This is a genomic window from Flaviflexus equikiangi (assembly GCF_014069875.1).
GTDB lineage: Bacteria > Actinomycetota > Actinomycetes > Actinomycetales > Actinomycetaceae > Flaviflexus > Flaviflexus equikiangi.
This window is the reverse complement of sequence record NZ_CP059676.1, coordinates 615,737-637,602: the sequence shown is the minus strand read 5'-3', so window position 1 is coordinate 637,602 and position 21,866 is coordinate 615,737. Positions and strand designations below refer to the sequence as shown.

General features: G+C 62.4%; 15 protein-coding genes and 1 riboswitch. Of the genes, 4 read left to right on the top strand and 11 right to left on the bottom strand.

Annotated elements, in window-relative coordinates; genetic code table 11:
- Positions 1-47 precede the first annotated feature (47 nt).
- The 5 genes from H2O75_RS03015 to H2O75_RS02995 all read right to left on the bottom strand — a co-directional run bounded on the left by H2O75_RS03015 (position 48) and on the right by H2O75_RS02995 (position 4,376).
- Positions 48-734, bottom strand: coding sequence for a methionine ABC transporter permease (locus H2O75_RS03015; RefSeq protein WP_182173469.1), 687 nt, complete (start codon positions 732-734; stop codon positions 48-50).
- Positions 731-1,705 carry a methionine ABC transporter ATP-binding protein gene (locus tag H2O75_RS03010; RefSeq protein WP_182173466.1) on the bottom strand — a complete coding sequence of 325 codons (975 nt, stop codon included), beginning with the start codon at positions 1,703-1,705 and terminating at the stop codon, positions 731-733. The genes H2O75_RS03015 and H2O75_RS03010 overlap by 4 nt, the downstream gene beginning before the upstream one ends.
- A 5-nt stretch (positions 1,706-1,710) precedes the next feature.
- Positions 1,711-1,798: riboswitch (SAM riboswitch) on the bottom strand.
- Between the two features lie 203 nt (positions 1,799-2,001).
- On the bottom strand, positions 2,002-2,811 hold the full coding sequence (locus H2O75_RS03005) for an aldo/keto reductase (protein WP_182173462.1): 810 nt from the start codon (positions 2,809-2,811) through the stop codon (positions 2,002-2,004).
- Between the two features lie 117 nt (positions 2,812-2,928).
- Positions 2,929-3,570: an HAD family hydrolase gene (locus tag H2O75_RS03000; protein ID WP_182173459.1), complete on the bottom strand. Its 642-nt coding sequence runs from the start codon at positions 3,568-3,570 to the stop codon at positions 2,929-2,931.
- A gap of 320 nt (positions 3,571-3,890) precedes the next feature.
- Positions 3,891-4,376 carry an ATP-binding cassette domain-containing protein gene (locus H2O75_RS02995; protein ID WP_204736341.1) on the bottom strand — a complete coding sequence of 162 codons (486 nt, stop codon included), beginning with the start codon at positions 4,374-4,376 and terminating at the stop codon, positions 3,891-3,893.
- Positions 4,377-4,634: 258 nt separating this feature from the next.
- On the opposite strand from H2O75_RS02995, the gene H2O75_RS02990 reads away from it, so the two are divergent.
- Positions 4,635-5,456, top strand: coding sequence for an MFS transporter (locus H2O75_RS02990; protein WP_182173456.1), 822 nt, complete (start codon positions 4,635-4,637; stop codon positions 5,454-5,456).
- Positions 5,457-5,534: 78 nt separating this feature from the next.
- On the opposite strand, the gene tuf is transcribed toward H2O75_RS02990, so the two are convergent.
- From tuf to rpoB, 6 genes are all read right to left on the bottom strand, one after another.
- Positions 5,535-6,728 (bottom strand): elongation factor Tu, encoded by a 1,194-nt coding sequence (gene tuf / locus H2O75_RS02985; RefSeq protein ID WP_182173453.1) that lies wholly within the window; start codon positions 6,726-6,728, stop codon positions 5,535-5,537.
- A gap of 108 nt (positions 6,729-6,836) precedes the next feature.
- Positions 6,837-8,957, bottom strand: coding sequence for an elongation factor G (gene fusA / locus H2O75_RS02980; RefSeq protein WP_182173450.1), 2,121 nt, complete (start codon positions 8,955-8,957; stop codon positions 6,837-6,839).
- Positions 8,958-8,996: 39 nt separating this feature from the next.
- Complete coding sequence (rpsG, locus tag H2O75_RS02975) at positions 8,997-9,467, bottom strand: 30S ribosomal protein S7 (protein ID WP_182173446.1); 471 nt, start codon at positions 9,465-9,467, stop codon at positions 8,997-8,999.
- Positions 9,467-9,841, bottom strand: coding sequence for a 30S ribosomal protein S12 (gene rpsL, locus H2O75_RS02970; RefSeq protein ID WP_182173444.1), 375 nt, complete (start codon positions 9,839-9,841; stop codon positions 9,467-9,469). The genes rpsG and rpsL overlap by 1 nt, the downstream gene beginning before the upstream one ends.
- Before the next feature lie 250 nt (positions 9,842-10,091).
- Positions 10,092-13,985 (bottom strand): DNA-directed RNA polymerase subunit beta', encoded by a 3,894-nt coding sequence (locus H2O75_RS02965; protein ID WP_182173441.1) that lies wholly within the window; start codon positions 13,983-13,985, stop codon positions 10,092-10,094.
- 74 nt (positions 13,986-14,059) lie between these two features.
- A complete protein-coding gene (gene rpoB / locus H2O75_RS02960) occupies positions 14,060-17,494 on the bottom strand; it encodes a DNA-directed RNA polymerase subunit beta (RefSeq protein WP_182174859.1) in 3,435 nt (1,144 codons plus the stop codon).
- 565 nt (positions 17,495-18,059) lie between these two features.
- Between rpoB and H2O75_RS02955 the strand changes: the two genes are divergently transcribed.
- From H2O75_RS02955 to H2O75_RS02945, 3 genes are read left to right on the top strand one after another with little or no spacing between them, the layout of a single operon-like run.
- Positions 18,060-19,490, top strand: coding sequence for an SLC13 family permease (locus tag H2O75_RS02955; RefSeq protein WP_182173438.1), 1,431 nt, complete (start codon positions 18,060-18,062; stop codon positions 19,488-19,490).
- Entirely contained in the window at positions 19,487-21,367 is a 1,881-nt protein-coding gene (locus H2O75_RS02950; protein ID WP_182173435.1) for an ATP-binding protein, read from the top strand. The genes H2O75_RS02955 and H2O75_RS02950 overlap by 4 nt, the downstream gene beginning before the upstream one ends.
- On the top strand, positions 21,364-21,852 hold the full coding sequence (locus H2O75_RS02945) for a response regulator (protein WP_182173432.1): 489 nt from the start codon (positions 21,364-21,366) through the stop codon (positions 21,850-21,852). The genes H2O75_RS02950 and H2O75_RS02945 overlap by 4 nt, the downstream gene beginning before the upstream one ends.
- The last annotated feature ends 14 nt before the right edge of the window (positions 21,853-21,866 follow it).

The window sequence follows — 21,866 nt, the reverse complement described above, 5'->3', positions numbered from 1 at the left end:
ATTGTGTTCAATATGGTGCGAGTTCGGTCAGCCCGGTACGCGGGGACTCAGCGGTGGTCCACGTACCGGCTGAGCATGTCTCCGAACATCTGCACGATCTGCACGATGGCGGTGATGATGATGACGGTGATGACAAGGACGTCGAGGAGGTAGCGCTGGTAGCCGTAGTTGTAGGCGAGCGCACCGAGGCCGCCGCCGCCAACAGCCCCACCCATAGCCGAGAAGCCGATAATCATGATGATGAGGACGGTGATGGACTGGATGATGCCGGGCAGGGCTTCACGCAGCATGACATCTGCCATGATCCGTGTCCGCGTCGCCCCCATCATCTGAGCGGCCTCAACCTTCCCCGTATCGACCGCAAGAAGGTTTGTTTCGACTAGGCGCGCGAAGAACGGTATCGAGCCGACGGCAAGCGGGAAGACCATGCCCCGCCATCCGATGTTCGTCTGCATGATCCAATCCGTCACCGGCAGAAGCAGGATGAGGAGGATGATGAAGGGGATCGAGCGCCCGATATTGACGATGACGGAGAGGATCTGGTTGACGATCGGGGCGGGCCTGATGCCGGTCTTGGCTGTCGTGACAAGGAGCAGGCCGAGCGGGAGACCGATCAGCACCGTGGCCAGAGTCGACCAGCCGACCATCAACAATGTCTCAGCCGTCGCATCCCATAGAGAATTCTGGATCACAGGCTGGTCTAGCCAGAGAAGCCCATCGAGTGCGAATGTCATGCTGCACGCTCCGATGCATCGATGCCGCGATCGGTCAATGTCGCAACCGTGTGGCCTGCCTTCTCCGACTCGATCGAGATGACGAGACGGGCAATCTGAGAATCGCCATGTGTTTCGAAGGTTCCTGCTGTCACGTCAGCACCCAGCTCAGCGACAACAGCGAGCACGTGGGAGCTGGCCGGCTCACCCGGACGAGACGTGAAGGCGAGATCGATGAGGCTCCTGCCCGGGGGTGGGCTGTCAACGCTCGGCGGTGGCACGATGGCGCGGCCAAGACGCGACGACGTGTCCGCCACGATGTCGCCGACGCGCCCCGACTGGACGACACGGCCCCCCTCGAGCAGAGACACACTGTCACACGTATCCCGCACCACCGCCATCTCATGCGTGATGATGACGACGGTGACACCCGTCTGGTCCCGCACGCTCTTGATCAGAGTGAGAATCTGGTCCGTGGTCTGAGTGTCGAGTGCCGACGTCGGTTCGTCACACAGCAGCACGGCGGGACGTGCGGCAAGTGCTCGGGCGATAGCGATTCGCTGTCTCTGGCCGCCGGAGAGCTGGGACGGATAGGAGTTCCCGCGATCGCCGAGACCGACGAGGTCGAGCAGTTCCTGGACTCGATCGCGACGCTTGCCCCGATCAAGGCCCGCGACTTTCAACGGGTAGGCGATGTTCTGGCCTGCCGTTCGAGCATCGAGCAGGTTTCCGCCCTGGAAGACCATGCCGATCGAGCGGCGGGCTGCACGCAGCTCGGTGGGATTGAGAGCGGACAGGTCCTCGCCATCGACCCACACGTGTCCCTCGGTCGGCCTCTCAAGCGCGGTGAGGCAGCGGATCAACGTGGACTTACCTGCGCCCGATTCCCCGACGATCCCGTGGATCTCCCCCGCGGGGATCGTCAGATCGATACCGTCGAGGGCAACGACCGGCCCCGGGTATACCTTGCGAACGCCGTCCAAGGTGATCATGAATTCCTCCATCGGTCCGGGCGGTAGCACCGAGTTCTCCTCGGTTGCTGCAGCTTCGTCGAGCCCAGGTCTCTCAGCTGCTCTGGATGGTTGTCTCATTAAACATCGATGCTGGCCCGCACCGCCAACTGTCTCACCTGTCGGACCGCGCGGGGCTGTTGAGCATCAAGAAGTCACCAGTGTAGGCGACCAGTGCCCGCACGGCTATGACCCAACCCTCACATGCAACCAGGCAGGTGCAGAGCGAATACTCTCATTACCTCGTCCGATCACTCCGATCGACCGGCAGTCTTCCTCTATCGCTCGTCGTGCGTGGCGGGATCCCACTCTCCGAGAGGACGCTGCGGCAGAGCGGAGATCGCTCGAACCTCCTCAGGAGAGAGCGTCACCTGCACTGCATGAAGATTCTGCTTCCTGCGCTCCTCGTTCGTCGAGCGGACGATCGGGATCGTCCCGATGGCGCGATGCCAGGCGAGTATCGCCTGCGACGGCGTGATTCCGTGAGCATTTGCCGCTGCTTTGACGGGTTCGGCGTCGAAAAGTTCCCCTCCCTTGGATAACGGTGACCACGCCTGGATTGCGATGCCGCGGCGGGTCAGCTCGTGGCGGAGGTCGGAGCGGTGGATACCAGGATCGATCTGGATCTGGTTGACGACCGGGACAAGACCGGTCCGTGACTCGACCTCGTCGAGATGCTCCGGCAGGAAGTTCGAGACGCCAAGGGCGCGGACAAGTCCCTCTTCCTGCAGTTTGGCCATCTCCTCGTACGCCTGGGCGTAGAGCCCGAGCATGGGGAGGGGCCAGTGGATCATCCACACGTCGATGTAGTCGACTCCGAGTTTTGTCAGGCTCTGCTCGAGAGCTCCGCGCACATTGCCATGGTCGCGTCCGCGCAGCTTCGTTTGGATGATGACGTCATCCCGGGCGATGCCGCTGTCACGGATTCCCTGACCGACCGCTTCTTCGTTCTCGTAGCGGGAGGCGGTGTCGATCAGGGTATAGCCAACCTCGATCGCTGCCGTTACAGCCGACGCGGCCTCGTCTCCCTTGAGCGGGGAGGTGCCGAACCCAATGTCGATGGACTCAAAATCTATCTGCGTATTCACGCCTTGAGGCTATCAACCAGCCTCGGCCCACCGCGAGGGCTCATGGCCGCAAGCGGAATCTCCCGCACGACAGACACTCACCTTTTCCCACCGTGGCGTCAGGCTCCAACCAGCGGATCAGAGCAGAGCGGCGAGAACCGATAGTTCAGTTTTGAGGACGTTGACAACTGCGGCACCGGCGCGGGCAGCGGAGGTCGCGCCGGGGATAGAGTCCTCGAAGGCGAGGCAGTGCTCCGGTGCCACACCGAGTCTTCTCATCGCCGCCGCATAGGGCGCCGGATCGGGTTTGCCGGGGAAGGGCTCGTCACCTGTGACGCGGGCAGCGAAGTACTGTTTCGGCAGGCTCTCGATCGCGGGTCCGACCAGGTCAATCGGAGTGGCAGTGACGAGTGCTTGAGGGATCCCCGCTGCCGCAAATGCGTCAAGGAGCTCGATTGCGCCCGGCATGATATCTGGATCCGAATAGACATGTTCGGCCATAAGCCCGGCCACCTCGTCGAAGAGCACCATCGGATCCGCTTCTTGCCCGCCATCGCGGCGCAGAATGTATTGGAGATGCACGGCATGGTCTTCGGTCGATGAGCCGTGCAGAGCGGCCTCATCGTCCTGCGTCCAGGTCCCGCCGCGCCCTTCAACGACGTGACGGGAGTAATCAACCCACCGGGATTCTGTGTCCGTGATCGTCCCGTCCATGTCCCAGAGGATGGCAGCGGGTTCTGAATCGAGTCCGCAGGCGCGGTAAACGTCAACAAGGCTCATAGAGCCAGGGTACGCGACCACCATTCACATATCGACCAGCATGAGAACCCTTGATGAGTCTCCCCACCTCAGCCCAGCGAACAGATCAGCTGATTCTCTACGGCGGTCAACCCAGGTGATCGTGGAAACGCTCCCAGGCGAATTGGCGCAACATACCGGATGACTGGTGCAAGGAACCCTATATCTCGACGATGTCGTGGGCGTGCGTCATGACCGTCTGATCGTGCGTGGCGGCTATGACGCCTGTGCCGTTCTCAGCAAGCATCGTGAACAGGTCCATCACCAAGCTCTTATTAGCATCGTCGAGCGACGCGGTCGGCTCATCGGCAAAGACCCCACCGCGCTTCTTTGTAGAGAGCGCGCGCAATACCGAGCCGCTGTTTCTCCCCTCCCGAGAGGACTCCAGCCTTGTCTGCGGCTCGACCGGACAGACCAACCTCGTGGAGGACGCGGTTGACGCGCGCCTCGGATTCAGCGCGCCGACTGCGTCGCGGGCGCTCGAGTGTCACGTTAAAGGCAACGGTCCGATCATCGATCACTCCCGAGTCCTGGTAGACGAACGCTGCCCGATCACGCCAGAACAGCCGTCTCTCATGCCGCGACCACTCGGTGGCGTTCTCACCGCTGATCTCGACCCAGCCGGCTGACGGTGGCAAGAGGAGTCCAAGGATGTTGAGAGCGGTGGTCTTTCCGGCTCCTGAGGGCCCAATCAGTGCAGTGATTCGCCCTTCATCTGCCCTTATCGTGAACTCATTAAGAATGACATGGTCACCAACGTCAAAGCCAACAGCATTCGCAATAATCATGAACCCTCAGTTTCTACGATGAATCGACTGCTGCAGCGACGACGCGATACTGCGCAGGTAGGCAAGGACGACGGCAGATACGAAACAAAGCACCAGCGCTACGAGGGCGGCGAATAGAAGGTGACTGCCAATGCGAAGTACTGCAAACGAAAGGAGAATGGTTGCAATCGTCGCCACCGCCAGGATGCTCATCTCCACGGCGAGGGGTGCCAGCGCAACCGAGTATGCCGGACGACCGCGGAGAGCACAGTCGTCCCCGTGCTCGTCCCAGAGACCCAGTTGAAGACTGCATACTCACGCCTTGCTGTCACGAGCCAATCAGCGACGACCGCGGCCTCCCTTGTGGGATCCCTCCTTCTCAGCATCGTCGGCGTGCTCGGAATGATGATGACCGCGATCGTTTCGTACACTGCTTCGCTCGTGTTCCAGCGGAAGATCGTCGTCGATAGCGAGCCGACCAGAAAGACGACGCAAGCGATACCCGCACGCGAGGGTTTCCAGATACTCTTCGCTAGCAGGGCTCTACGAGCATTGACCGTTTCGGCAGCATTGACGAATGCAGGGGTTATGCTCGGCAACACCATGCTGCCCGTGCTGGTACTCCGAGATCTGGAGATCCCTCCAGCGGTGTTCGCGATCATGGGCGTCGTCGCATCGATCGGTGCGGTCCTCGGCTCTGCTGTCGCTCCACTCCTCAGCACCCGGTTCGGGCTTCGCCGCCTCCGCATCTGCTCCGCCCTCATCGCGGGCCCGGCCGTCCTGTTCGCTGTCTACTGCCGGCAGCTACCCGGCCATGAGGTCATCTGGCTCATGCTTCAGGCATTCTTGTGGAACCTGCTTGTGTCGATCTCGTCCGTTGCTGGCGCCGATGTTCTTCCGCGCGTTGCACCCCGACATCGTCTCGCCTCTGTCGGTGCCGCTCAACGGACGATCACGCTCGGGATCATGCCGATCTCCGCCCTCATCGGCGGAGCGGTCGGAGCTTATACGGGCACGACAGCGATGATCTGGGTGTGGGCGGGCCTCGCCGTGGCGGCCGCCCTCCCCCTCCTGCGGGTATCGGAGCTGGACCAGTTCTGATCCGAAGAAAACAATACTCCCCGGGAGCAGAAGCTCCCGGGGAGTATGTCAGGGCTTGTGCCCTATGAGATCTTCAGATCAGGCGATGATCTTGGTGACCTTGCCTGAACCAACGGTGTGGCCACCCTCGCGGATAGCGAAGCCGAGGCCCTCTTCCATGGCGATGGGCTGGATGAGCTCAACGGTCATCTCAGTGTTGTCGCCGGGCATAACCATCTCGGTGCCCTCGGGCAGCGTGATGACGCCGGTGACGTCCGTCGTACGGAAGTAGAACTGCGGGCGGTAGTTGGAGAAGAACGGGTTGTGACGGCCGCCCTCTTCCTTCTTGAGCACGTAGGTCTGCGCCTCGAACTTGGTGTGCGGGGTGATCGTGCCGGGCTTGCACACGACCTGGCCGCGCTCAACCTCTTCGCGCTTGATGCCGCGGATGAGGAGGCCACAGTTCTCGCCTGCATCGGCGTGATCCATCTGCTTGTGGAACATCTCGATACCGGTGACGGTCGTGGTCATTGCCTTCTCCTTGATGCCGAGGATCTCGACATCGGAGTTGATCTGCAGCTGGCCACGCTCGACACGACCGGTGACGACAGTGCCGCGACCGGTGATCGTGAAGACGTCCTCGATGGGCATGAGGAACGGCTTGTCGAGCTCGCGGACGGGGTCCACGAAGTAGGTGTCGACCTGATCCATGAGAGCCTCGACCGAAGCAACCCACTTCTCGTCGCCCTCAAGAGCCTTGAGTGCGGAGATCTGCATGACGGGAGCCTCGTCGCCGTCGAAGCCCTGCGAGGAGAGAAGGTCACGGACCTCCATCTCGACGAGCTCGAGGATCTCCTCGTCGTCGACCATGTCGGACTTGTTCAGCGCAACGATGAGCTGCGGAACGCCAACCTGGCGGGCGAGAAGAACGTGCTCACGGGTCTGAGCCATCGGGCCGTCGGTGGCGGCGACAACGAGAATCGCGCCGTCCATCTGAGCAGCACCGGTGATCATGTTCTTGATGTAGTCAGCGTGACCGGGGGCGTCAACGTGTGCGTAGTGACGCTTCTCGGTCTGGTACTCGACGTGCGAGACGTTGATGGTGATGCCGCGCTGACGCTCCTCGGGAGCGTTGTCGACCTGGTCGAACGGGGTGAACTCGTTCAGATCCGGGTACTTGTCAGCAAGAACCTTCGAGATGGCAGCTGTGGTCGTCGTCTTACCGTGGTCGACGTGACCGATGGTGCCGATGTTCATATGCGGCTTGGACTTGTCGTACTTGGCCTTGGCCACTTGTCCTCCTGGGGACTCGGGTAGTTTCTCTGCGCTTAAAAGGATACAGGAGCATCCTCGGGGCCGAGCGTTCTACTGTCGGTTATTTTACTTACAAACGACCTAGGCTCACTCGCCCCGGGTCTTCTTGATGATTTCCTCGGAGACATTCCTCGGAACTTCCGCGTACGTCGAGAACTGCATGGTGTAAACCGCGCGTCCCTGCGTCTTGGAGCGAAGGTCACCGACGTAGCCGAACATTTCGGACAGCGGGACCTGGGCGCGAACGATCTTGATACCGGTCGCATCCTCCATGGACTGGATCATGCCGCGGCGAGAGTTGAGATCGCCGATGACATCACCCATGTACTCTTCGGGAGTACGAACCTCGACGTCCATGATCGGCTCGAGCAGGACGGGATCCGCCTGCTTGATGCCCTCACGGAATGCGCCTTGGCCGGCGATCTTGAACGCCATCTCCGAGGAGTCGACATCGTGGTATGCGCCATCGAGGAGGGTGGCCTTGACGCCCACCATCGGGTATCCGGCGAGGATACCGTTCTCCATGGCTGCCCTGATGCCCTGATCGACAGAGGGGATGTACTCACGAGGAACGCGTCCGCCGGTGACGGCGTCGACGAACTCGTAGGTTTCTCCGTCTTCGGTCGGTGCCATAGGTTCGAAGGAAACCTGCACCTTCGCGAACTGGCCGGAGCCGCCCGTCTGCTTCTTGTGCGTGTAGTCGACCTTGTCCACCTTGCGGCGGATGGTCTCGCGGTAAGCAACCTGGGGGGCGCCGACGTTAGCGTCGACCTTGAACTCGCGGCGCATACGCGTCACGAGAATATCGAGGTGGAGCTCGCCCATGCCGCCGATAACGGTCTGGCCGGTCTCGTCGTCCAGGCGCACAGAGAACGTGGGGTCCTCTTCAGCAAGGCGCTGAATAGCGGTGCCCAGCTTCTCCTGGTCGCCCTTCGACTTCGGCTCGATCGCCACGTGGATCACGGGCTCCGGGAACGTCATCGACTCGAGGATGACAGGCTTCTGCGCATCGCACAGCGTGTCGCCCGTGGTCGTGTTCTTCAGACCGATGACGGCGTAGATGTGGCCCGCATGAGCCGCATCGACCGGGTTCTCCTTGTTGGAGTGCATCTGGAAGATACGGGAGATGCGCTCCTTCTGGCCCTTCGTCGAGTTCTGGATGGGCGAGCCCGCCTCGAGGGTACCGGAGTACACGCGAATGTAGGTGAGCTTGCCGAAGAACGGGTGCACAGCAACCTTGAAGGCAAGTGCTGCGAAGGGATCTTCTTCGTTGGCGTGACGAACAACGATCTCTTCCTCGTTGTTGACGGCGTGGCCTTCGATGGCGGGGACGTCAAGCGGGGAGGGAAGGTAGTCGATGACTCCGTCGAGCATCGGCTGGACGCCGATGTTCTTGTAGGCGGAACCACAGAAGACCGGGTAGGCCTCGCCGGCGATCGTGAGCTTGCGGATAGCGCCCTTGATCTCGGCCTCGGTCAGCTCTTCGCCGCCGAGGTACTTGTCGAGGAGGTTCTCGTCGGTCTCGGCGACGGACTCGAGCAGCTCGTTACGAGCCGCCTCGACTGCGTCGACCATGTCGGCCGGAACCTCTTCTTCGACAACGAGCGTGCCGTAGGTCTTCTCACCGTTCTCGTCTTCCGAGGGGAAGCGGTAGGCGACGCGACGGATGACGTCCACGACGCCCGCAAGCTCAGCCTCTGAGCCGATGGGGAGGGTGACGATCAGGGGCGTTGCCTTGAGGCGGTCGCGGATCGTGCCGACCGTGAACTCGAAGCTCGCGCCCAGCTTGTCCATCTTGTTGACGAAGCAGATGCGGGGCACGTTGTACTTGTCCGCCTGACGCCAAACAGTCTCCGACTGGGGCTCAACGCCCTCCTTGCCGTCGAACACTGCGACTGCGCCGTCGAGGACGCGGAGCGAACGCTCCACCTCAACGGTGAAGTCGACGTGGCCGGGGGTGTCGATGACGTTGATCTGGTTGTTCTTCCAGAATGCGGTCACGGCAGCCGAGGTGATCGTGATGCCACGATTCTTCTCGTCTTCCATCCAGTCCGTCGTCGAAGCGCCGTCGTGCGTTTCACCGATCTTGTAGTTGATACCGGTGTAGAACAGAATACGCTCGGTGGTTGTGGTCTTGCCGGCATCGATGTGGGCCATGATGCCGATATTGCGGACCTTTGTCAGGTCGGAAAGCACTTCCTGTGCCACTGTTTAGCTCTCTTCGGTTCGAGGTAGTCGGACGGCCGCTTACCAGCGGTAGTGAGCAAAGGCCTTGTTTGCCTCTGCCATACGGTGCGTGTCTTCACGGCGCTTCACAGCGGCACCAAGGCCGTTGGAGGCATCGAGAATCTCGTTCATGAGGCGGTCGGTCATCGTGTTCTCGCGACGCTGGCGGGAGAAATCGACGAGCCAGCGCAGAGCGAGGGTCGTGGAACGGCCGGGCTTGACCTCAACCGGGACCTGGTAGGTCGCACCGCCGACACGGCGGGAACGGACCTCGAGAGCCGGCTTGATGTTTTCCATCGCACGCTTGAGAACCTCAACGGGATCCTGGCCGGACTTCTCTGCGACGCCGGTCAGGGCGCCGTAAACGATCGCCTGAGCGGTCGACTTCTTGCCGTCGCGGAGGACGCGGTTCACGAGCTGGGTGACGATCTCCTGGCCGTAAACGGGATCAGCGACAATGGGGCGCTTCGGAGCTGGGCCTTTACGAGGCATTACTTGTTCTCCTTCTTCGCGCCGTAGCGGGAACGAGCCTGCTTACGGTTCTTGACACCCTGAGTATCGAGGGAACCGCGGACGATCTTGTAACGGACACCGGGGAGGTCTTTCACACGACCGCCGCGCACGAGCACGATCGAGTGCTCCTGGAGGTTGTGGCCCTCGCCGGGGATGTATGCGGTGACCTCGATGCCGGTCGAAAGGCGCACACGTGCGACCTTGCGAAGGGCCGAGTTCGGCTTCTTGGGGGTAGTGGTGTATACGCGGGTGCACACCCCACGACGCTGCGGGCTACCCTGGAGCGCCGGCGTCTTGGAGGCGCCTGGCTTCGTAGACCGACCCTTGCGGATCAGCTGCTGAATAGTGGGCACTCTATCTCCTGCTCAGTAAAATTGATGGGTGATGGACACGGAAGAATCCGAGTCCGTGACAGTCCGGTCAATCGCAGCAACGCCGAGCTATCTCCTCGTCTGCGGGTGCAACTCCCGCGCGCGAGGAATGTCCGCCGAAACGAACACCGTTTATCAGATTAGCCGGATACGACTCGGAACGTCAAAGGTTTGGCCTGTATCGAGCGGTGGTGCTCGACACAGGCCAATTCCCTATCTAGGATAATCGATCTCAGTTACCGGTGAAAGCCGGTCCATATCCCGAGTAGCCGGTGCCGTACAGGCCCGACCCGAGGTCAAGACCCGAATCGTAGGGGTCAAGATCCTGGCGGATGAAGCCGGTCATCTTCTCGAACTCGAGACGTGCTTCCGTGGTCGGCTCGGCTGTGACGCCGCGGAGCTTCTCCAGGCCGGTACCGGCCGGGATGAGCTTACCGAGGATGACGTTCTCCTTGAGACCGTTCAGCGGATCGCGCTTCGCGTTGAGAGCGGCCTCGGTCAACACCTTGGTCGTCTCCTGGAACGATGCGGCAGACAGCCACGAATCGGTCGCAAGGGAGGCCTTGGTGATGCCCATGAGCTCCGGGCGGGCCGTTGCCGGCTTGCCGCCGCGGGACACTGCCTCACGGTTCGCCGACTCGTAGTCCTTGACGTCTGCGAGCTCTCCGGGGAGAAGCTTCGTATCGCCGGACTCGATGACGGTGACGCGGCGCAGCATCTGGCGGACGATGACCTCGATGTGCTTGTCGTGGATCTCCACGCCCTGCGAGCGGTACACGGCCTGCACCTGTTCAACCAGGTAGAGCTGTGCGCGGCGACGGTTGGAGATGCGGAGAACCTTCTTCGGGTCCACCGAGCCTTCCGTCAGCTGCTCGCCGACACCCACGTGGGCGCCGTTCTCGACCAGGAGGCGCGACGAACGCGACACCTGGTAGGAGAGGTCTTCCCCGCCGTCGTCGCGCTTGATGACGATCTGGCGCGAACGTTCACCGTCCTCGATCGCAACCGTGCCGGCTGCTTCCGTGATGGGAGCCTCACCCTTCGGGGTACGAGCCTCGAAGAGCTCCTGGACACGGGGCAGACCCTGGGTGATGTCGTCGGCCGAGGCCACGCCGCCGGTGTGGAACGTACGCATCGTCAGCTGCGTGCCGGGTTCGCCGATGGACTGCGCGGAGACGATGCCGATGGCTTCACCGATATCGACCAGGAGGCCGGTGGCCAGCGAACGTCCGTAGCACATGGCGCAGGCGCCGGAGCGCGAGTTGCACGTGAGAACGGAACGCACCGTCACTTCGTCGAGGTCCGCGTTGAACAGCTTCTCGATCTCGACATCGCCGAGATCCGTGCCTGCCGCGACGATGACGTTGCCGTCCGCGTCGGTGACATCAGCAGCGAGAGTCCGTGCGTACACCGAGGTGGGGACCGTCGGATCGAGGCGGCGAACGCCGGTCTCGTCGACGTACGAGATGCTGTTCGTCAGACCCTTGGTGGTGCCGCAGTCGTGCTCGCGGATGATGACATCCTGGGCCACGTCGACAAGACGACGGGTGAGGTAGCCGGAGTCCGCGGTACGAAGAGCCGTATCGGCGGTTCCCTTACGGGCGCCGTGCGTTGCCGAGAAGTACTCGAGAACCGAGAGGCCCTCGAAGTAGTTCGACTTGATCGGGCGGGAGATGATCTCGCCCTTCGGGTTGGCCACGAGGCCACGCATGCCGGCCAGCTGGCGGACCTGGGTCCAGTTACCACGAGCACCGGAGGTGACCATGCGGTTCACCGAGTTGCGCTCCGTGAAGTTGTTCCTCATCTCCTGGGCAACGTTCTCGGTCACGTCTGTCCACAGGTCTGACAGGTCGCGACGACGGTCGGCGTCCTGGATCATACCGTTCTCGAACAGTTCCTCGATCTTCGCGGCCTGCTCCTCAGCCTCTTCCAGGATCCCGGCCTTCGTGTCGGGAACCTCGATGTCGGCAAGGGAGATGGAGATGCCGGAACGACCAGCCCAGTAGAAACCGGTGGACTTCAGAGCATCGAGCGATGCGCCGACATCAACCTTCGGGTAGCGCTCAGCCAGCTCGTTGACAATCGCGCCGAGACGCTTCTTGTCGACAACCTCGTTGACGTACGGGAACTGCACGGGGAGAGCGTCGTTGAAGAGCGCGCGACCGAGAGTGGTCTCGAGCAGGATCGGGTCACCGTCGGTCCAACCTTCGGGAGCAACCCAGCCGCGGGGCGGAACGAGCTGCGGGAAGCGGATGAAGACGGTGTCGTTCAGGCCGATCTCGCCGTTGTCGAACGCCATCTGAGCCTCACCCACGGCCGAGAAGCGACGACGGTCGTTTCCGGTGATGGGGTTCTCGCTCGTCAGGTGGAAGAGGCCGATGATCATGTCCTGGGAGGGCATGGTGACCGGGCGACCATCAGACGGCTTGAGAATGTTGTTGGCGGACAGCATGAGGATGCGGGCCTCGGCCTGCGCCTCTGCCGACAGCGGCAGGTGCACTGCCATCTGGTCACCGTCGAAGTCGGCGTTGAAGGCCGCACAGACGAGCGGGTGAAGCTGGATGGCCTTGCCCTCGACGAGCTGCGGCTCGAACGCCTGGATGCCGAGGCGGTGCAGGGTGGGTGCACGGTTCAGCAGCACGGGATGATCGGTGATGACCTCTTCGAGGATGTCCCACACTTCGGAGCGCTGGCGCTCGATGAGACGCTTCGCCGCCTTGATGTTCTTCGCAACCTGCTGGTCGACGAGACGCTTCTGGACGAAAGGCTTGAACAGTTCGAGCGCCATGGCCTTCGGCAGGCCGCACTGATGCAGCTTGAGCGTGGGGCCGACGACGATGACCGAACGGCCGGAGTAGTCGACGCGCTTGCCGAGAAGGTTCTGGCGGAAACGACCCTGCTTGCCCTTGAGCATGTCAGAGAGCGACTTGAGCGGACGGTTGCCGGCACCCTGGACGGGGCGGCCACGACGGCCGTTGTCGAAGAGCGCGTCGACAGACTCCTGCAGCATGCGCTTCTCGTTGTTCACCATGATCTCGGGAGCATCGAGGTCGAGCATGCGCTTGAGGCGGTTGTTGCGGTTGATGACGCGGCGGTAGAGATCGTTGAGATCCGAGGTCGCGAAACGGCCGCCGTCGAGCTGCACCATGGGGCGCAGGTCGGGCGGAATGACGGGGAGCACGTCGAGAACCATTGATTCTGGCTTCGTGCCGGTCGTCCGGAATGCGTTGACAACCTTGAGCCGCTTCAGCGCACGCGTCTTCCGCTGCGCAGTACCGGTCGAGATCGTCTCCTTGAGGATTTCAGCCTCAGCCTCGAGATCGAAGGTGCGCAGGCGGGCCTGGATGGCTTCCGCACCACGGGACGCCTCGAAGTACATGCCCCAACGGCCGTACATCTCGCGGTAGAGGTCCTCGTCGCCCTCAAGGTCTCCGACCTTGAGCTTCATGAAGCGGTCCCAGACCTCTTCGAGGCGGTCGCGCTCGACCTCGGCGTTCTTGCGGATGCGGGCCTGTTCCTTCTCTCCCGCTTCCTGGATCGCCTTGCGTTCACGAGCGGTCGCGTTGCCGGCTTCCGCTTCCTCGAGATCGCGCTCCATCTGCTGGGCGCACTTCTCGATTTCGACGTGCATCTGGTTCTCAATCTCCTTGAGTTCCAGGTCCACTTCGCCGCGAAGCTCGGGCATGGCTTCCGAACGGCCCTCTTCATCGACATCCGTCACCATGTAGGCGGCGAAGTAGATGACCTTTTCGAGGTCCTTCGGTGCAATATCGAGCAGGTATCCAAGGCGCGAGGGGACGCCCTTGAAGTACCAGATGTGGGTGACGGGAGCGGCGAGCTCGATGTGGCCCATGCGCTCACGGCGAACCTTCGCGCGGGTCACTTCAACGCCGCAGCGTTCACATTCGATCCCCTTGTAGCGGGGACGCTTGTACTTACCGCAGGCGCATTCCCAGTCCCGTGTGGGGCCGAAGATCCGTTCGCAGAACAGACCGTCCTTCTCTGCCTTGAGCGTGCGGTAGTTGATGGTTTCAGGCTTCCTCACCTCGCCGTGCGACCAGGAGTGAACATCCTGTGAGGTCGCGAGCGAGATATGGAGCTCATCGAAGAGATTAACGTCGAGCAAGATTCTACTTCTTCCTTATGCACCCTGCCACGGAGAGGGCTGGGTGGGCGCAAGACCCAGCCTCTGCTCCGAGATCAGAATTCCATTGCACCGAAGTCTTCGAGGCCGGTGGAAAGCTGTGGCTTCTCACGCGACCTGAAGTCGTCTTCGGTATCCTGCAGGTCAATTGTGTTGCCGCTCGCGTCGAGAGCCTCGACGTTCAGGCAGAGGGAGCGCATTTCCTGGATGAGGACGCGGAAGGACTCGGGGATTCCCGGCTCGGGAATGTTGTCGCCCTTCACGATCGCCTCGTAGACCTTGACGCGTCCGACGGTGTCATCCGACTTGATCGTCAGCATCTCCTGGAGGGTGTGTGCAGCACCGTATGCTTCCAGTGCCCACACCTCCATCTCGCCCAGACGCTGGCCGCCGAACTGGGCCTTACCGCCGAGGGGCTGCTGGGTGACCATCGAGTAGGGGCCCGTGGAGCGCGCGTGGATCTTGTCATCGACAAGGTGGTGCAGCTTGAGCATGTACATGTAGCCGACCGAGATCTCCTCGGGGAACGGTTCGCCCGAGCGTCCGTCGAACAGCTTCGCCTTGCCGTCCTGGCCCACCATCTGGAAACCATCGCGGTTCGGGAGAGTCGCACCGAGGAGGCCCTCGATCTCGTCGGGCTCGACGCCGTCGAAGACCGGGGTGGCGACCGTCTGGCCGGGAGCGCCGGTGATGGCGGACTCGGGCAGGCGCAGGGCCCACTCCTCGCCATCCATGCGTGCCTGGGTAGCATCCCACCCGTTCGCGGCGATCCAGCCGAGGTGCAGCTCGAAGACCTGGCCGAGGTTCATACGGCCCGGGACGCCGAGCGGGTTGAGGATGATATCGACCGGCGTGCCATCCGGAAGGAACGGCATGTCCTCGACGGGGAGGATGCGGGAGATGACGCCCTTGTTGCCGTGACGGCCTGCCATCTTGTCACCGATGGTGATCTTGCGGCGGGTCGCGACGTAGACGCGGACGGTCTGGCGAACATCTGCCGCCAGCTCATCATCGTTCTCTGCCGAGAACTCGCGGACACCGATGACGATGCCGGACTCGCCGTGCGGGACGCGCAGGGACGTGTCGCGGACTTCCTTCGCCTTCTCGCCGAAGATCGCGCGCAGGAGGCGCTCTTCGGAGGTCAGCTCGGTCTCGCCCTTCGGCGTGATCTTGCCGACGAGGATGTCGCCGGCGTTGACCTCTGCACCGATGCGGATGATGCCGCGCTCGTCCAGATTGCCGAGAACCTCTTCCGAGACGTTCGGGATGTCGCGGGTGATCTCCTCGGGGCCGAGCTTCGTGTCACGAGCATCGACCTCGTGCTCCTCGATGTGGATCGAGGTCAGCATGTCCTCCGTGACGACACGCTGCGAGAGGATGATCGCGTCCTCGAAGTTGTAGCCCTCCCATGACATGAACGCCACGAGCAGGTTACGGCCGAGTGCGAGCTCGCCGTCTTCGGTTGCGGGGCCGTCCGCCAGGACGGTGCCGACCTCGACGCGATCGCCCTCGGACACGACAACCTTCTGGTTGTAGCAGTTGCCCTGGTTGGAGCGCTCGAACTTCGTGATCCGGTAGGAGCGGTAGTCGCCGTCGTCGGTTGCGATGCGGACGAGGTCAGCAGATGCTTCCTCGACCACGCCGGCCACGTCGGACTGGAGAACCTCGCCGGCGTCAGCGGCCGCACGGGCCTCCATGCCGGTGCCGACGAGCGGGGCGTCCGTGCGGAGAAGCGGGACGGCCTGGCGCTGCATGTTGGCACCCATGAGGGCGCGGTGAGCATCGTCGTGCTCGAGGAACGGAATCATGGCCGTGCCGACCGACACCATCTGGCGCGCCGAGACGTCCATGTAATCGATGTCTTCGATCGCGAGCAGAGCGGGTTCGCCGCCTGCTTCACGACAGAGCGCCTCGTCATCCATGAATGTGCCGTCATCGTTGAGGCGATCGGTGGCCTGCGCGATGCGGGACCGATCCTCATCATCAGCCGTCAGGTAGACGATCTCGTCCGTGACGACGCCGTTCACGACCTTGCGGTACGGAGTCTCGAGGAACCCGAAAGAGTTCACGCGAGCAAACGTCGCCAGGGAGCCGATCAGGCCGATGTTCGGGCCTTCAGGGGTCTCGATGGGGCACATGCGTCCGTAGTGGGACGGGTGGACGTCTCGAACTTCCATGCCCGCACGGTCACGGGCGAGACCGCCCGGGCCGAGTGCGGACAGGCGGCGCTTGTGCGTCAAGCCCGACAGCGGGTTGTTCTGGTCCATGAACTGCGACAGCTGGGATGTTCCGAAGAACTCCTTGATCGCGGCGACGATGGGGCGGATGTTGATGAGGGAGGACGGCGTGATCGCCGCGGCTTCCTGTGTCGTCATCCGTTCGCGGACCATGCGGTCGAGGCGGGACAGGCCGGTGCGGACCTGGTTCTGGATCAGCTCGCCCACGGCGCGGATGCGACGGTTGCCGAAGTGGTCGATGTCATCGAACTCGATGGCGACATCGTGGGGGCCGCCGCAGTTCGCTTCCGCCTTATCGGCGTGCAGGGCGAGAATGTAGTGGATCGACCCGACAATGTCTTCGAGGGTGAGCTGGCGAACCTTGTTCTCCGGATCGAGTCCAAGCTTCTTGTTGATCTTGTAGCGGCCGACCTTCGCGAGGTCGTAGCGCTTGTCCGACAGGTAGAGGTTCGTCAGCAGGTTCTCGCCGGCGCGGGCCGAGGGCGGCTCGCCCGGGCGGAGCTTGCGGTAGACGTCGGTGAGGGCCTCTTCCTTGGTGTGGACGGTGTCCTTCTCGAGGGTGTCGATGAGGATCGGGTAGTCAGCGAACTCTTCCCGGATCTCCTCCTCTGTCATGCCCCACGCCTTGAGGAAGTGGGTCACGGACTGCTTGCGCTTGCGGTCGACTCGGACGCCGACAGCGTCACGCTTGTCGATCTCGAACTCGAGCCAGGCACCGCGGGAAGGGATGAACTTCGACGTGTAGATGAGCTTGTCGGAGGTCTTGTCGCGCTCGCTCTCGAAGTACACGCCGGGGGAACGGACGAGCTGAGACACGACGACACGCTCGGTGCCGTTGATGATGAAGGTGCCGCCCGGGGTCATGAGCGGGAAGTCACCGAGGAACGTGGTCTGAGACTTGATCTCGCCGGTTTCCTTGTAGTGGTAATCCGCCTTGACGTAAAGCGGTGCGGAGTAGGTGAGATCCTTCTCCTTGCACATTTCGACCGTGTACTTCGGGGGTTCGAGCTTCGGCTCGTAGAAGGACAGAGTCATCGTGTTTGCCGAGTTGACGATCGGCGAGACCTCTTCAAAGACCTCTTCCAATCCTGACTTCTCGGATGGGTCTGCACCGGCCCGCCATGCGGCGGACCCAATCAGCCAATTGAAGCTATCGGTCTGGAGACCGAGTAGGTCCGGAGCCTGCATGGGCTCTTTAATTTTGGCGAAAGAAACGCGTGCCTTTCGGCTCTGCGAAGCGGATGCTGTCGAAATAGGCGAAGCAGCCAAGTGGGATCCCTTCCCTGGAGATGGTAAGGCGTAAACGCACTCGTGCAGAGTTGGAACGTCGTCACTTCCGTACTAATCCCCCGGAGGATACACGTCACCCCACACAAGTAAGCGCAAATAATAAATGTACACCGTCAAGCCAGACGGGTCCAGCCCTCACGCCTGTGTAAGGGGTCACGCGACCGAGACCAGGATATCTGGACTGGGTTCGGTATGCCAAGACGAGTAGCCCGGCGGCCGTGTGGTCACCGCGAGCGAATCGCTACCTGGAAACTACACGCTCCCGGCCCGGAATGCTAGTGGGCACGCCCGCAGCCGCCTCGTTCTGTGGGCATGACCTGGTCTCCCGCACCGCGGTACTCTCAGCGTCGTGCGTGCTGTTTCTCAGCATCGGCATCAGGCGCGCCCCGAATATCGGCGCCTCCCCGGTGCTGTCCACGGGTCGGTCTCCCTCGTGGAATCGCTCACGCCGGGCGTTCCTCGACGGTAGTGTCCGCCGTAGCCCTAGGTCCCACATTGTCCTATACGTCACATCTACGATGGGGTCATTATGAAGAAGCCATCCAATGCCGCGGCCACCAGCACTCGCCGGACACGCGAGCCCTCCTTGACCAAGCGGATCGGGCTGGTCCTCGGTCTCCTCGTGTTCCTGTTCCCCCTTCTCTATGACATTCCCGGTCTCGAGGAGCCTGGCGAGCGGATGCTCGCCATCTTCCTTCTCGCCATCGTCTTCTGGATCACGGAGGCGATTCCACTGGTCGCAACTGCGGTCCTCGTCATCTTCCTCGAAGTGCTCATGGTGTCGACGGGCGCGATCATCGCACCCAGCGGCGCCGCGGAAGCACTCCCTGCGGCCGACTATTTCGCGGCTCTTGCCAATCCCGTCATCATTCTGTTCCTCGGCGGCTTCATGATCGCGGAAGGAGCAGAGAAATATCGGCTGGACCGCAATATCGCTGCTGTCCTGCTGAAACCGTTCGCCGGTTCGATCAGGATCACTGTTCTCGGGCTCATGATCATCACGGCCCTGCTGTCGATGTTCATGTCCAACACGGCCACAACGGCCACCATGTTCGCGGTCATCATGCCCATCATCGCCAGCCTGAAAGACACGAAGTCGCGTGCCGGTCTCGCGATCGCGATCCCGCTGGCGGCGAACGTCGGCGGTATCGGCACCCCCGTGGGCACTCCCCCGAATGCGATTGCGCTGGGAGCGCTCGAGGAGCGCGGCATCCACGTCTCGTTCGTCGACTGGATGGTCATGGCGATGCCGCTCATGCTTGTCGTCCTCATCGGATCCTGGCTCCTGCTGTGCGTGCTCTTCCTGCCGACCGAGGGGACGATGGAGGTGGATCTCGGCAAGGACTGGGATACGTCCCGCAACGCCAAGCTCTTCTATGCCGTGACGGGTCTGACCATTCTCCTGTGGATGACGGAACCGCTCCACGGGGTCTCATCGAACATTGTCGGCTTCTTCCCCGTCGTGGCTCTTCTCTGCATGAAAGTCATGGAGGGCGCCGATCTCAAGAGGCTCGACTGGCCAGTTCTGTGGCTCGTATCGGGTGGTATCGCGCTCGGCACCGGTGTCGGCGCGACGGGCCTGGACGTGTGGCTCGTCGAATCGATTCCGTGGGCAAGCTTCTCCCCGCTGCTCCTCCTGTTCGTGTTCGGCATGATCGGCCTGGGCATGGCCAACGTCATCTCCCACTCCGCCGCTGCCAACCTGCTCGTACCGCTCGCCGTCTCGCTCGCGGTCTCCCTCGACGGCATCAACGTCATCGTTGTCGCGGCCGTCGTCGCGATCTCGACATCCTTCGGCATGTCGCTGCCGATCTCCACCCCGCCCAATGCCATCGCCTACTCGACGGGCGAAGTGTCCGTGAAGAACATGGCCACGGTCGGCGTCATCGTCGGCCTCGCGGGAACGTTCCTGCTTCTGTTCGTCATGCCGCCGCTCTGGGAATTCTTGGGGATGGTATGACCGTCTGGGGGCTGGTGATCGGGGCTGGCGCTGTCGCGGAGGACGTGACACGCCACCTGCGATCAGCGATGCCGACGTGCCGTATCCACCGCTGCGATACTGCCGCCTCCGCCCACGCCTGGCTCGACACGCTGGGTTCGGACCGCCTGGCCTGCGTGCTCGCACTCTTCCCCTCTCCCGAGGGAGACCCTGATGACGTTTTTCTTCCGATCATCGGGCGCTACCCGAAAGCGCGTGCCATAGTCTCGACCCGGGAAGACACGCTGACGGGGGTCGCGGCACTGGCAGATCGGAGGAAGGTCGATCTCGTCGTTCACGAATCCCAGCTCCTCTCACCCCGTTTCCTCCAGGACCTGTCGGATCAGATCCGGAGGTTCACCGACAGTGCCGGAATTCCGCTGCCGCAAAGCACCTCGACCAAAGAGACGTTCATCTTCTCCACTCCTCAGTCCGATGACGAGATCATGGCAACGATCGTTGCCGGCATCGACGACTGCCTCGGATATCAGCCGAGGGTGACTCTGCCGGCCGGTGTGCGCCTCACGATCGAAGGCGAAGAAGCAGAGGAGGCGATGCTCTGCCTGCACGGCCAGGTTGCGCTTGAACGCGAGTCTCACGCGGGAAACGTGCTCATGCACCACGAGAGCACCGGCCGCATCATCGGCCTCCTGTCGCTGACAGACAGGCGGGAGGCCTTCTTCACGTCCCGCACGACAACCGAGGTGACGGGTGTGCGGCTCACGTTCGAGCAGCTCAATCACGTCATCCGGACAAGACCGGAGACCGCGCTCCTCATCGCGGTGCTCCTCATCCGTTCGCTCGACCGGCGCTTGCGGCGCGCGGAAGATATCCAGATTGAGAAGGTCGAGCTGACGGCACAGCTGGAGCAGGAGCAGGAGGAGCTGCGCCGGACCTATCGCCAGCTCGAGGCTGCACGTGCAGAGCTCATGAGCCAGGCCAGGTTCGCAACACTGGGCGAACTCGCCTCCGGCGTCGCACACGAAGTCAATAATCCGATCGGGGCGATCATGCGCAGCACCGATCACCTGCTGGACGACATTGTGGCCTCGTTGGAGCAGAGCACCTCGATCTCGAGCAGGGTGTCCCAGGCCGCACTGCAAGCGGCTCTTGCCTCGGCCCCGCTCTCGACCCGCCAGGCGCGTGAAGAACGCCGCCGCCTGACTGATCTGACGGGAGACGCAACCCTGTCGCGGCGCCTTATCCTGGCCGGGGTGACCGCGCCCTTGCTCGCTGACATCATGCCCACGGAGATCGCAGGGGAGGAACGGACACGACTGCTCGCACAGTTGGAGAGATCCGCATCGATCGGGTCCGGGCTGCGCAACCTGCGGTCGGCAGCATCGCGGATCAACTCCCTCGTCGACTCGCTCCGCTCCTATGCCCGCCCGGACGGAGACCCGCTGGCCGACATCGATATTCGGGAGACGATCGAGGACACAATCCGGCTGCTGTCCCATCGGCTTCGCGACATCGACGTGGTGCGCGAATACGACAGCATCCCCCCGATCACCTGCCACCCGGCACAGCTGTCCCAAGTGTGGACCAACCTCATCGTCAATGCTGCGGACGCCCTGCAGGACGCTCCCGAGAAGGTGCTGACGGTGACCACCTCAACCCCCGAACCAGGGTGGGTGAGGGTGACGGTGGCCGATCGCGGCCCCGGCATCTCCCCCGAACTCCTCGACCACATCTTCGAGCCACGGTTCACGACCAAGTCCGGCCGCGTGCACTATGGCATGGGCTTGGGTCTGACGATCAGCAAGACGATCGTCGAACGCCACGGCGGTTCGATCCGACTTGAATCTATGACTGATGGCACCGTCGCCACGGTCGACCTACCGATGGAGGCATCATGACACTGGCACTTCTTATTCTCGATGACGAACCCGAGGTGCGTGACGCACTCGAACGCGATCTCATCGACCTCGGTACCACGATCCGCATCGAGGTCGCTGAAGACGTGGCCGATGCATGGGCCGTCATCGACGAGATCGACCGCGATGGCGACGAGCTGGCGGTCGCTCTCTGCGACCACCGCATGCCGGGCACAACGGGCGTCGAATTCCTCGTCGAAATGATGGGCGACAAGCGGACGGTGAAGACGCGGAAGGTGCTCGTGACGGGGCAGGCGGACCTCTCGGACACGATCACGGCCGTCAACGCGGCCGATCTCGACTACTACATTGCGAAGCCGTGGACGGAGCGAGAACTGCATCGCGTGGTGAGTGATTGCCTCACCGACTACATCGAGGTCCAGGGATTGGATCCGCTCCCTTACATGGCGGTGATCGATCGGGTTCGAGCCATGACGATCATCAGGGATCGCGGAGATCTCGCCTAGCTGTAGTTCCTCGG